8 protein-coding genes and 2 pseudogenes are annotated in these 12,329 nt (G+C 70.1%); 6 read left to right on the top strand and 4 right to left on the bottom strand.

Annotated features, from left to right (window positions below; all coding sequences use genetic code 11):
• Together D7X96_RS37220 and D7X96_RS37215 are read left to right on the top strand one after the other, a co-directional pair.
• A partial coding sequence (locus tag D7X96_RS37220) for a sugar porter family MFS transporter (RefSeq protein ID WP_120552665.1) occupies positions 1-1,052 on the top strand: 1,052 nt, incomplete at its 5' end.
• Between the two features lie 130 nt (positions 1,053-1,182).
• Complete coding sequence (locus D7X96_RS37215; RefSeq protein WP_120552664.1) at positions 1,183-2,979, top strand: DUF4215 domain-containing protein; 1,797 nt, start codon at positions 1,183-1,185, stop codon at positions 2,977-2,979.
• Positions 2,980-3,000: 21 nt separating this feature from the next.
• On the opposite strand, the gene D7X96_RS37210 is transcribed toward D7X96_RS37215, so the two are convergent.
• The 4 genes from D7X96_RS37210 to D7X96_RS37195 form a co-directional block, all read right to left on the bottom strand.
• A complete protein-coding gene (locus tag D7X96_RS37210) occupies positions 3,001-3,903 on the bottom strand; it encodes a hypothetical protein (RefSeq protein ID WP_121771864.1) in 903 nt (300 codons plus the stop codon).
• 117 nt (positions 3,904-4,020) lie between these two features.
• Complete coding sequence (locus tag D7X96_RS37205) at positions 4,021-6,321, bottom strand: serine/threonine-protein kinase (protein ID WP_121771863.1); 2,301 nt, start codon at positions 6,319-6,321, stop codon at positions 4,021-4,023.
• A 17-nt stretch (positions 6,322-6,338) separates the two neighbouring features.
• Positions 6,339-8,009, bottom strand: coding sequence for an adenylate/guanylate cyclase domain-containing protein (locus D7X96_RS37200; protein ID WP_120552661.1), 1,671 nt, complete (start codon positions 8,007-8,009; stop codon positions 6,339-6,341).
• A gap of 127 nt (positions 8,010-8,136) precedes the next feature.
• The gene (locus tag D7X96_RS37195; RefSeq protein WP_121771862.1) at positions 8,137-9,072 is read right to left on the bottom strand and encodes a hypothetical protein; all 936 of its coding nucleotides are present in this window, start codon (positions 9,070-9,072) and stop codon (positions 8,137-8,139) included.
• A 72-nt stretch (positions 9,073-9,144) separates the two neighbouring features.
• Between D7X96_RS37195 and truD the strand changes: the two are divergent.
• The 4 genes and pseudogenes from truD to D7X96_RS37175 form a co-directional block, all read left to right on the top strand.
• Positions 9,145-10,236: pseudogene (gene truD / locus D7X96_RS37190) on the top strand (tRNA pseudouridine(13) synthase TruD); the annotation flags it as partial.
• 645 nt (positions 10,237-10,881) lie between these two features.
• Complete coding sequence (locus D7X96_RS37185) at positions 10,882-11,454, top strand: RNA polymerase sigma factor (protein WP_233610284.1); 573 nt, start codon at positions 10,882-10,884, stop codon at positions 11,452-11,454.
• On the top strand, positions 11,451-11,957 hold the full coding sequence (locus D7X96_RS37180) for a hypothetical protein (RefSeq protein WP_120552657.1): 507 nt from the start codon (positions 11,451-11,453) through the stop codon (positions 11,955-11,957). Before D7X96_RS37185 ends, D7X96_RS37180 begins: the two co-directional genes overlap by 4 nt.
• An 8-nt stretch (positions 11,958-11,965) precedes the next feature.
• Positions 11,966-12,329, top strand: a pseudogene (locus D7X96_RS37175) (hypothetical protein); the annotation flags it as partial.

The raw sequence follows: 12,329 nt of genomic DNA, 5'->3' as shown, positions 1-12,329 counted from the left end.
GGCTGGGGGTGGGCTTCGCCAGCGTCGTGGCGCCCACGTACATCGCGGAGATCGCCCCGGCGTACCTGCGCGGCCGCCTGGCGTCCCTGCAACAGCTGGCCATCGTGTCCGGCATCTTCGTGGCCCTGCTGGGGGACTTCGCCATCGCGCTCTACGCGGGCTCCGCGTCCAACCCCACCTGGCTGGGCCTCACCGCGTGGCGGTGGATGTTCTTCAGCGGTCTGCCCCCCGCGCTCTTCTACGGCATCGGCGCCATCTTCATCTCGGAGTCCCCGCGCTTCCTCGTCGCGAAGGGCCGTGAGCAGGAGGCATTGGGCGTGCTGCGCGACATCGAGGGGGACGCCGCGCCGTCCAAGGTCGTGGAGATCCGCCGCTCGCTGCGGGCGAACTACACGCCGCACCTGGTGGACCTGAAGGGCGGCCGCTTCGGGTTCCTGCCCATCGTGTGGGTCGGCATCGTGCTCGCGATGCTCCAGCAGCTCGTGGGCATCAACGTCATCTTCTACTACTCCAGCGTGCTCTGGCAGGCGGTGGGCTTCACCGAGCACAACTCGCTGGCCATCACCGTCATCACCAGCGTCACCAACATCCTCACCACGCTCGTGGCCATCGGGTTCGTGGACAGGGTGGGCCGCAAGCCGCTGCTGCTCATCGGCTCCGTGGGCATGGCGCTCACGCTGGGGCTGATGGCGTACCTCTTCGGCACCGCGCCGCTGGACGCCGCGGGCAAGCCCGTGCTGCAGGGCGCGGCCGGCACCACGGCGCTCGTCGCCGCGAACCTCTACGTCGTCTTCTTCGGCTTCTCGTGGGGGCCCGTCGTCTGGGTGCTCCTGGGAGAGATGTTCCCCAACAGCATCCGCGCGCTCGCGCTGTCCATCGCGGCCATGGCGCAGTGGCTGGCCAACTTCCTGGTGTCCGCCACGTTCCCGTCACTGCAGGCCGCCGGGTTGGGCTGGGCGTACGGCCTGTACGCCACGGCCGCCGTCTTCTCCATCTTCTTCGCCGCCAGGTACATCCACGAGACGAAGGGTCGGGAGCTGGAACAGATGTAGCCCTGGGAGACGGGGCGACGCAGGAAGCCCGTACACCCATACGGGCTTTCTGCATTTTTACGCATTGGCTGGGTGGGAAATCACCTGATCCATTTGACACCTGGGGGTACGGGCTTTCAGCATCTGCGTCATGCTGAAACATTCTCCCCGCATCCCCCGACTCGCGAGCGTCGTGCTCGCTTCACTCCTCCTGACGCTGACAGCCTGTCCCGGCAACGAGGGCCCGGACGAAGACGGCGGCACGAATGTCACGGACGGTGGCACCGATGGTGGCTCCACCGACGGGGGCGACAAGCAGCCCGACGGCGGTTCGTATGATCCGGGTCCCAAGGTCTGTGGCGACGGCAAGGTCCAGAAGGGCGAGGCCTGTGACGACGCCAACACCGTGAGTGGCGACGGCTGCAAGAACGACTGCGCAGAGGTGGAGGTCGGCTTCGAGTGTCCCGTGTCGGGACGGCCCTGCGTCGTGGCGACGGCGTGCGGCAACGGCATCGTCGAGGAGGGCGAGGTTTGCGACGACCGCAATACAGCATCCGGCGACGGCTGCAACGCGGACTGCTCCGTCGTGGAGACCGGCTGGTCCTGCCCCTTCCAGGGTCAGCGCTGCCGCGCGGCCCAGTGCAATGACGGCATCCTCGCGGGCGAGGAGGAGTGCGAGGACGGCAACCTCACGAAGGGTGACGGCTGCAGCGACACCTGCCGTCTGGAGCCCGGCTACAAGTGCGAGAAAGTGGGCCAGCCGTGCACGACGACGAAGTGCGGCGACGGCATCCCGGAGGGCACCGAGCAGTGCGACGACGGCAACCACGACATGGGCGACGGCTGCTCGCCGCTGTGCGTGCTGGAGCCCAAGTGCGTGAACGGCACCTGCGAGGCCCGCTGCGGCGACGGCGTCATCCTCCCCGGTGACACCACCGAGGAGTGCGACGACGGCAACAAGCGCAACAACGACGGCTGCTCGTCCGAGTGCAAGCTGGAGGACGGCTTCGCCTGCTACAACGTCAAGGGCACCCTGCCGAACGAGGTGGAGATCCCGGTGGTCTACCGCGACTTCTGCGGAGCGAGTTCGGGCTGCAAGTCCCCCGCGATCCTGCACCCGGACTTCAACGATGCGAACGGCGCGGAGCAGGGCATCGTCGGGCCGAAGTTCGCCGCGCTCGGCGCCAACGGCAAGCCCGTCTACGCGAAGGGCGGCGTGGCCTCCGGCACCACCCACGGCAAGACGGCCTTCGACCAGTGGTACGTCGACACGCTCGACGTCAACGTCACCGAGGTCAGCACGCTGAAGCTCACCAAGCAGGCCAACGGCTCCTACCTGTTCGATGACCAGACCTTCTTCCCGCTCGACAACAGCGGCTGGGTGGGTCAGGGCAAGGAGAACCGCCTCAACGACAACACCGGCACCCCGCGCAACTTCAGCTTCACCAGCGAGACGCGCTACTGGTTCGAGTTCAAGGGCAACGAAGTCCTGACGTTCCTGGGCGACGACGACGTGTGGGTGTACATCAACCGCAAGCTCGCCCTGGACCTGGGCGGAGTGCACGGCGCCACGTCCGGCACGGTGTCCCTGTCGGACGCGGCCACCGTCTCCGGCCTGGGGCTGGTGAAGGGGAAGATCTACGAGGTCGTCGTGTTCCAGGCGGAGCGCCACACGTCCCAGTCCTCGTACAAGCTGACCCTGAACAACTTCGAGACCCAGCGCACCGTTTGCGAGTCCACCTGCGGCAACGGCAAGGTGGACCGGGGTGAGCAGTGCGACAACGGCAACAACAACGGCCCGGGCTACGGCAAGTGCAGCCTCAGCTGCATCTGGAACGCACGCTGCGGTGACGGCATCCCGCAGTACGACTTCGGCGAGACGTGCGACGACGGCAACGACGTCAACACCGACGCCTGCCCGAACAACTGCCAGATCGATCCGGGGTAGCCGCTGAAACCCGCCCGGACCTCACAGGGTCCGGGCGAGCATGAACACGGCGGCCAGGGACAGCGCCCCGGCCGCCGCGAAGTGCCTCCAGGCCCGGCGGGACAACACCCCGCCGGTGCCGGTGGCTCCCTCCCCCAGCACCACCAGCGCCGGACGCCCGCCGCGACCGCGCAGTGCGTAGGTGCCGTCGCAGGGACCGCGCGAAAGCTCTCCCACCACCAGGCACGCCTCTCCCGGGACGCCCACGCGCTCCCAGGACAGCGCCTGCGCGGGTTCACCCAACAGCTCCGCCTGGGTGAGCGCGGGCGGCGCCACGCACCGGCGCACCGCCACCGGCGCCAGCAGCGCGGACGGCGCGAAGCCCACCGCCGCGCTCGTGCGCTCGCCCTTCAAGAGCAGCACCGGCGAATACGCGCGCTCGCGCGACAGGAGCGGCCCCTTGTGGCCCCGCGCCCCCACCGCGTGCACCGCCGCGTCGTAGAAGGCGCACGGCACGCCCCCTGGCGACGTCAGCGTCTCCAGGCACTCCAGCCGGCCCCGGTACACGCCAAAGCCCGGAGGCCGCCCTTCACGGAAGGCCGCCACCGCCTCATCCAGGGGCATGGGCGCCGCGCCACGCAGCGCATCCGCCCGCAGGCGCACCCGGGCCCCCCGCGCGGACACCCCCGCGGCCAGCACCAGCAGCCCACCGCCCAGCGCCTTCACCAGCACGTCCGGCGACACGGGCACCAGCGCCGTCCCGCGCATCCAGGGGACGAAGAGCACCAGCCCCAGGGCCAGCGCCCCGAAGCCCGCGAGCATCCAGCGGGGCCGCGCGCCCGAGGGCGTCCGTCCAAGGTTGAACGTCGCCCAGAGCAGCAGCGCCAGCCCCACGCCGCAGAGCGGCAGCAGGAGCACGCGCCCCAGGTCCAGGTCCACGCCCATGCCCCACCCCCGCCCTCGCGCCTTGACGGCCCCGCGATGCACGGAGCCCGGCGGGAGCAAGGTGGGAACGCTCGGACGGAGCGGCAAGCCCCGCCCCCGGGCCGGAGAAGCGGTGGACTACTCCGGCGGGCTGCGGCGCGCGGGGCGCTCCTGCAGCGGCCCCACGACCTTCAGGTCATCGAAGGTGCACTGGAGGTTGCGGCAGCCCAGGGCCAGCTTGCCCACGCGGCCGTCGAAGCCCGGCAGGACCTTGGAGGCGAAGAGCTTCTTGTTGAGGAACGCGTCCACGCGCACGCCGCTCTTCTGCTTGCGCAACTGGAGCCGCACCAGGAAGGGACCGTGCTTGGGCACCGGCATCTCGTCCTGGACCAGGTTCTTGGTGTCCTCCGCGCTGTTGCCCACCACCTCGTGCCCGTCGTCCGGGGAGAAGTAGCGCCACGACAGGCGCATGCCCGCGTCGGGGATGGCGAAGACGGACACCTGCACGTCGCGGATGCGGAACGCCAGCTCGCCAAAGTGCTGGCCGTCCTCCTCCACCGACCACTCCTTCCCCAGCGGCTTCACGTCCATCAGCACTTCCGCCGTGAAGTCGTCGCTCGTGAAGTAGCGGTGCGCCAGGTACGCGCGCGGCACCAGCTTGTTGCCGTCCGCCTCGCGGCCGGCCTGCACCGCGCGCAGCTCGCCCTGGTCCATGGTCCAGGTGCCGCTGTGGACGTTGATCTCCTCCTCGCCCGGCTCGAAGCCCAGCTCCAGCGTGGCGTCCTCCGACCCGGGCGCGGGGGGCGTGAGCTTCAGGCCGGCGAACACCTCCCCCTCCGTGTTGGCCGGGAAGTGCACCGGGGCGGGCGGAGGCGGCGACACGACGGTCAGCCCTCCGAAGCCCACGAAGGCGCGCACCGCGAAGCCCAGCACGGCCAGGCCGCCCACGATGGACAGGCCCGTGCGCACGCGGCCCCAGCCGGCGTGCAGCGCCTCCAGCACGGCGGCCTCCGGGGCCGTGATGGCCTTCATGGGGGCCACGTGCGACGGCTGCGCGCGCGCCAGCGCCGACGCGGGCGCCACGTGCGGCGACGACGTGGCGGACACCAGCCCCTCCAGCGCCTCGCACACCTCCGTGGCGGTGGCGTAGCGGGCCTCGCGGTCCGTCTCCAGCAGCTTCTCCACCACGGGGTCCAGGCGCGGGTCCAGGCCGCGCACGCGCTCGGACGGGAGCTTGAAGCGGCCCACGGGAAGCTCGCCCGTGAGCGACTCGTACATCATCACGCCCAGGGAGAAGAGGTCCGCCCGGCCGTCCACGTTCTTCGCGTCCCGGCGCTGCTCCGGGGCCATGTAGTTGAGCGTGCCCATGGCCACCGCCGTCGCGGTGAGCTGCTTCTCCGAGTCCGGCTCGCGGATGCCCGCCAGGCCAAAGTCCGCCACCTTCGCGTGCAGCCGCCCGTCCAGCAGGATGTTCTCCGGCTTCAGGTCGCGGTGGATGATGTTCTTGGCGTGCGCGCACTCCACGGCGCGCGCCACCTGGAGCAGCACCTTCAGCGCCTGCGCGGGTGTGATGGGCTCCCGGCCGCTCAGCGCGTGGCGCAGCGACTGGCCCTCCACGTACTCCATGACGAAGTAGTAGTGCTCGCCCGCCACACCCCGGTCGATGATCTGCACGATGTTGGGGTGGCTCAAGGACGCGAGCGCGGTCGCCTCCTTGTCGAAGCGCGACACGAACTCCTCGTCCTTCGCCAGCCGGGGCGGCAGCACCTTCACCGCCACCGTGCGGCCCAGGGAGCGCTGGCGGGCAAGCCACACCTCGCCCATGCCGCCGCGCCCCAGGATCTCCAGCAACTCCAGGCCGGGGAGCTCGGGCTTCGCGCCCGTGAGCATCGTCTCCGCGTTCTCGATCTCGCGGATGGCCGTGTTCACCGGCGGGCGCGGGGCCTTCACGCCCGGCGCCCCCGAGCGCACCAGCGTGGCCGCGACGAGCTCCGCGGCCCCCGGGTCCGCCTCGGGCACTGCCACTCCGGCTGAAGGCGCGTCGAGGCCCCCCGCGGGAGCGTCGCTCTCACTCGCCTTCCCCACGCCATCCGGTCGCGGGATGCTCATCTCGATGCCCCCTGGGACGGAGCCGGCCCTGATCTCCTGCCCCACCGCGTCCACCCTGACCGCTCCAACACCCGGAGCAGACGGAGGTGACGCCAAGTCTTGCGGATCTTCCGCCGCGCGCGGCGTGAACGTCACCGCGATGCCTGCTTCGTCCTCGGCCCTGTTGGCCGGGCGCACGCCCGACGGCTCGGACGGGCGGTGGATGCCGGACACGTCCGCGCGCCGCACCTCGAACCGGATGCCGCAGCGGCACGTGGCCTTCTGGCCGCTCACGTACACCCGGGTGTCGTGCACCGTGCCGCAGTTGGGGCACGACTGGGTGGTCGTCATGGCCGGGGGGCGCACCGTCAGCGCACCTTGCGGGAGGTGGAAGTGGTCAGCTCCGCGCCGTGGACGCGGAAGGTCTGCACGCCCTTCTCCTTGCCCTTCACCTGCAGCACCGGCAGCTCCTCCACGTCGAAGCCCGGTCCGGACTTGCGCACCGTGGCCTCCGACGCCAGCACCTCGCCGCTCTTGGCGATGCCGCACAGCCGCGACGCCGTATTCACGGTGTCGCCGATGGCGGTGAACTCGTGCCGCTCCGCGCTGCCCATGTAGCCCACGACGGCCTGGCCGGTGTTGACGCCAATGCCCACTTCAATGGGCTTCTTGCCGTCCAGCACGCGCTGCCGGTTGAGCTCCGTGACGGCGTCCTGCATCTCCAGCGCGGCGCGCAGGGCGCGGGCCGGATCATCCGGGTGCGACGACGGCGGACCCCACACCGCCATCACGCAGTCCCCGATGAACTTGTCCAGGTTGCCCTCGTAGCGGAACACCACGTCCGCCATGGCGGTGAAGAAGCTGTTGAGCATGGACACCACCTCCTGCGGCGAGTCGCTCTCCGCCAGGGTGGTGAAGCCACGGATGTCCGCGAACAGGCAGCTCACCTCCGCGAGCCGGCTCTGGCGCAGGTCCTCCGTGCCGCCGTTGATCACCGCGTCCGCCACCGCCTTGGACAGGAAGCGCGACAGCTCCGCGCGCGTCACGGCTTCATTCCGGATCTGCTCCGCCAGGGCCGCGTTCTCCAGCGCGATGCCCGCCTGCGCGGCGATGCCGGACAGGATGGTCAGGTCCTTCTCCGAGAAGGCGTTGATCTGCTGGCGGCTGTCCAGGAACAGCACCGCCATGATGTCGCCGTTGACCAGCAGCGGCACGGCCATGGCCGAGCGGATGCCCTGCGCCACGATGCTCTCCGCGGCGGAGAAGCGCTCGTCGATGATGGCGTCCGCCGTGAGCACCGCCTTGCCCGTCTCCACCACGCGCTTGAGCACGGTGTCCGACAGCATGACGTTCACCTGCTTGCCCTGCCGGTGGTGCACCGCGGCCGGGATGAACTCCCCCTGCGGGCCCACCTTCAGGATGACGCCGTGGTCGGCCGCGAGCAGCTCGAAGGCCACCTTGAGAATCTGTTCGAACAGGTCGTCCTGGGTGCCCTTGAGGCTCACCTGCCGGTGGAACTCGTGGACGATGCGCAGCTTCTCGTAGTCCCGGCGCAGGGCGGCGACGTCCGTCACCTGGTCCGCCGGGCGGAAGTTCTGCGGCACCTGGTCCATCTGCGCCAGGAAGGCCGGCATGGAGACGGCGTTGGCCACCACCGTCACGCCCGGCAGCGTGGGCGGGTTGTTGCCGCCCGCTTGCGCCTCGCCGCTGTGGAAGACGAGCCGCGAGGAGCCCAGGGCAATCTCATCCCCGTCCTTCAGCCGCATCTCCCCCGACACCCGGCGCCCGTTGACGAAGGTGCCGTTGGACGAGTTCAGGTCGCGCAGCACGAAGTCACGCCCCACCTTTTCGATGGTGGCGTGCTCCTTGGAGACCTCCCGGTCCACCAGCCGCAGCGTGTTGGACGGGTGGCGGCCGAGCGACGTGGTGGGGCCCAGGGGAAACTCCCCCAACGTCCCGTCCGCGAACCGCCCCGTCAGGTGCGGCCCGCGCGGGTGCGACCCGGACCTGGGCGGGAATGGGGCGGGTGCCTGGTTCACGCGCGAATCCTCACCGGCCCGGACACTACCAGAGCCTTCCGCCCCAAAGGAACGCTCGCGACGCTGCCCGGGTTCCAGGACGCCGGTGGCCTGCACGGCCGGTCAGTCCCCGCCCCCTGCCAAAGGCTCATGTGGACGGCGGTGCCAGCGTCCCCGGGGCCGCCGGATCCGCTGACGCGGCCGGCCGGCGCTCCGGGGCCCTGAATCCCAGGCCAATGGACGGCAGGAAGGTCATCCCGCCCAGGTCCCGCTTCTGCCCGAAGACGTGGGGGTTGCAGAAGACGTAGCCCCCGGTGAGCTCCGCGTAGAAGTGCACGTACTTGTAGCCCACCGCGAACCCCACCGTGGAGCCCACGAAGTGGCTGTTCACCGTGGACGGAAGGCTCGCGTCGAAGCCCGTGACGGGCTTGCCCTGCTTGCTGAAGTCCACCAGCTGGGCGTCCAGGCTCGTGTGGCTGAAGACGTACTTGGGGGCGCCGTAGAGCTTGAACACGTCGCCGTACTCCGCGCTCAGGTACAGCGGAATCTCCACGTCCGTCCGGCTGAAGTCCCCCAGCTGGACGACCTCCAGGACGTCCATCACCGCCCCGGAGAACAGGTACTTGGACACCCCCACCCCCAGCGCCAGGTCATAGGAGCGGCGAGGCCCCGGCCCGCCGTGGGCCAGGCGCACCTTGCCGTCGAAGCGCAGCGAGTTGCCGTTGTAGCGCCCGCCCACGTCGAACCCGTCCAGCAGGCCCACCCGCACCATCAGCTCCGGGTTCACCCCCGGCGGCGCCACCACCAGGGCCAGGCCCGCCGTCAGCAGGCGCTGCTGGTCCTCCTCCGTGAGGGTGTAGGGCGTGTCCTCGTCAATGGCCCGCTTCGCCGCGCGCCCCTGGTCGATGCCCACGTCCACCACCGACGCCAGCGTCCCCACCGGGACGAACACCCCCATGCTGCCGTTCACCTGGACCTGGCCCGGCGCCAGCGTCTTCGCCGTCTGCATGGTGGAGAGAGGGGTCGCGCACCCCACGACGAGGCCGGCGAGCCCCAGGAGGAACAGGGCGGGAAGGTTTCTCATGGGGTTGCAGGTTAAGCCCATTTCAGGCGCGAACGCTTCTATCCGCGCGTCCACGCTGGTAAGGGGGCTGTCGTGCGAATCAAGCAAAAACCCGAGGACTTCTCCGTGAAGGAGTCCTACCGCTTCGACGAAGTCGCTAGCGGAAAGCATCGCGTCTACCTGATGGACAAGCAGAAGCTGTCCACCTTCGACGCGGTGAATCGTATCCGTGACGCGTTCGGGCTGAAGCCCGGCGCCATCAGCTACTGCGGCCTGAAGGACAAGCAGGGCCGCACCGAGCAGATCATCGCCGTGGATGGCGCGGACGTGGACATGCAGGAGCCCGACCTGCGCCTGAAGTTCCTGGGCCGGACGGACAAGCCGCTGTCCGCGAGGAACATCACCTCCAACCGCTTCTCCGTCACCGTGCGCGCCCTCACGCACGACTCGCTGGCGCCCTTGAACCTGGCCGCCGCGGAGGTGAACCGGCTGGGCGTGGTGAACTACTTCGACAGCCAGCGCTTCGGCGCCATCAAGCACGGCCAGGGCTTCATCGCCAAGGACCTCATCCGGGGCGACTTCGAGGCCGCGCTGCACAACTACTTCGCCCGCCCCTCGGACCTGGACCGCACCGAGGACGCCAAGGTGAAGGGCTTCTGGCGCGACAACTGGGGCAAGTGGGACGCGCGCGTGCCCTTCGAGGGCGCGAAGAAGTACCACCGCATCCTGCGCAGCCTGCGTGAGCACCCGGGCGACTGGCTCCGGGCGTTCCTGCAGATCGACTCGGACTACCGGGCGATGATCCTCTTCGAGTACCAGAGCTTCCTCTGGAACGAGGGCGTCCGGCGCTACCTCCAGCTGATGCTGCCGCGCGAAGCCATGTTCCCCATGCGCTACCAGGCCGGCACGCTGCTGCACTACCGGGACGCGACGCCGGACGTGCTCCACATCCTGCGCGAGAAGACCTTCCCGCTCGTGGGGCCGGACTCCACCTTCGAGGATCCGAAGGTGGCCGAGGCCATGACGTGGGTGCTGGGCAAGGAGAAGCTCAAGCTCCCCGACCTGCGCATCAAGGGCGCGGAGCGGATGCTCTACTTCAAGGAGGAGCAGCGCCCGCTGGTGATGTTCCCGCACAAGCTCGTCGTGGGCCGCACGCAGCACGACGACGTGAACCGCGGCGACATCAAGGTCAACGTGGCCTTCACGCTGCCCCCGGGCGCGTACGCCACGCTGGTCATCAAGCGCCTGTTCCACTTCGAGTACACGGAGGACTCCAAGGAGGACATCCGCACCTCGCAGCGTCCTCGCCTGGTCACCACCGAGCGCGAGGAGGAGCGGGTGCAAGAGGCCCGGAGCGCCGCGCGTGCCTCCGAAGGCCCTTCGCGCCACCGCACCCTGGCGGACCGCGCCGCGCCCCGCACCACGCGCCCGGCCTCGTCCGAGCGCCCCGCCCGTCCGGCCACCTCCCGTCGCGACGACCGGGCTGCCACGCCAGGCAAGGACGCCCGTCCTCCCAGCCGCATTGGCCGGCCGGCGCGCGCTCCCCGCGAGGCGCTGCCGGACCTGGATGAGGTCAAGGCTGCCCCCCCGCCTGCCCCGGAGGCTGAGATTCCGCTGGGCTTCCGGGCGAAGCAGAAGCAGCGCAAGCAGGTGAAGGCCGAAGGGCGGGCGGAAAAGGCCGAAAAGCAGCGCCTGGCCGCCGCCAAGTCCGCGAAAAAACAGAAGCGGAAGTGATGTTCAGGGGCGGCGCAATGGGGTTTCGCCGCGCCCGTAGTCCAGGGTGTGAACGCTCTTGCCCTCGACTCGCTCCCCATGGCCATCGGAATGCTGATGGCTGAGGACGCCGCCCCGCTCCCCTGGCAGGCGGACGTGCAGGCCGCCCGCAAGGGGGACCCGTCCGCCTTCGAAGCGCTGGTTCGCAGCGTGCAGCGCCCGGTGTACGGCCTGGCGCTGCGCCTGTTGCAGAGCGAGGCGGAGGCCGCCGAGGTCGCGCAGGAGGCCCTGCTCCGCGCGTACCAGAACCTCCACCGCTACGACGACGCGCGCCCGTTCGACCTCTGGGTGCTCGCCATCACCCGCAACCTCTGCCTGGACCTGCTCCGCCGCCGCACCAAGGTGCGCACGGAGGAGCTGGAGCCCATGAAGGAGGTGCTCCCCAGCAACGAGGCGTCCCAGGAGGACGGGGCCATCGCGCGCGAGGAGCGGCAGTCGCTGGAGGCCGCCATGGAGACGCTCTCCGTGGACGACCGTGAAGTGCTGGCGCTCTATTACGTCCAGAAGCGCACCACGAAGGAGATCGCGCAGATCATGGGCTGCGCGCCCGGGACCATCATGGCGCGCCTGTTCCGCGCCCGTGAAAAGCTTCGCAAGAAGATGACTCCCGCCGAGGAGGAGACGAAATGAGCCCCACCCCCTGCCCCGACCTGGAAGTCCTCTTCGCGGAGCTGGAGGCCGGTGAGGGCCCCGCGCTGGATCACGCCGCGGAGTGCGAGGCGTGCGCCGCCGTGATGGAGGAGCACCGGCTGCTGGAGAACGACCTGTACCGGCTGGCGGATCCGCTGCCGCCTCCGTCGCTGGTCGTCAACGTGATGGCCCGCGTCGCGGAGAGCCCCGTGCCCCAGCGCCGCGAGGTGTGGACGGGCCTGGCCATCCTGCTCACGTCCCTGGGCGTGGGGCTGGGCTTCCTGTTCACCAATGACAGGGCGCTCGGACGCATGGGCACCGCGTTCGCGGCCAGCGTGCGCGACGGCCGGATGTTCGTCGAAGGGTTGTTCAGCGGTGCGCACGCCCTGTGGAGCACCGCGGGGCTGGCGGTGGCCTGCATCGTCGCCTTCGTCGTCTTCACGTCGCTGTTCGGCCTGAAGCGCCTGGTTGGTTCCCCTCCTCCGTCCCTCTCCGAAGCCTGAGCGTGACCATGAAGATCCTCCCCCGCCTGTTGCTTCCGACCCTCCTCCTCTGCGCCCCCGTGGCGCTCGCGGAAGGCACCCCGGCCCCCGCCGCTGCCGCCGCGGCTCCGGCCCGCACCATCGACGTGAGCTTCCGAGGCTCGCTGCGCGATGCGCTCAAGACCATCGCGGAGAAGGGCGGCCTGAACCTGGTCGTCACCGGCGACCTGGACACGCCCGCGGAGGTGCGGCTGCGCGGCATCAGCGCCGAGCAGGCCCTGCGCACCGTGGCCCGCGCCTACTCGCTCCACCTGGAGCAGGACGGCTCCATCTTCACGCTGCGCCCGCTGACCGCGAAGGAGAAGGAGTCCGGTCCGGCGACGGCGGCCACCC

The organism is Corallococcus interemptor, assembly GCF_003668875.1.
GTDB lineage: Bacteria > Myxococcota > Myxococcia > Myxococcales > Myxococcaceae > Corallococcus > Corallococcus interemptor.
The sequence above is the reverse complement of the archived record's forward strand: the minus strand, read 5'-3'. Positions and strand labels throughout refer to the sequence as shown.

Bases quoted from the DNA above. Each gene is read 5' to 3' on its own strand.
- D7X96_RS37215 (WP_120552664.1), top strand. From the start codon at position 1,183: ATGCTGAAACATTCTCCCCGCATCCCCCGACTCGCGAGCGTCGTGCTC.
- D7X96_RS37185 (WP_233610284.1), top strand. From the start codon at position 10,882: ATGGCTGAGGACGCCGCCCCGCTCCCCTGGCAGGCGGACGTGCAGGCC.
- D7X96_RS37195 (WP_121771862.1), bottom strand. From the start codon at position 9,072: ATGAGAAACCTTCCCGCCCTGTTCCTCCTGGGGCTCGCCGGCCTCGTC.
- D7X96_RS37205 (WP_121771863.1), bottom strand. From the start codon at position 6,321: ATGACGACCACCCAGTCGTGCCCCAACTGCGGCACGGTGCACGACACC.
- D7X96_RS37180 (WP_120552657.1), top strand. From the start codon at position 11,451: ATGAGCCCCACCCCCTGCCCCGACCTGGAAGTCCTCTTCGCGGAGCTG.
- D7X96_RS37210 (WP_121771864.1), bottom strand. From the start codon at position 3,903: ATGGGCGTGGACCTGGACCTGGGGCGCGTGCTCCTGCTGCCGCTCTGC.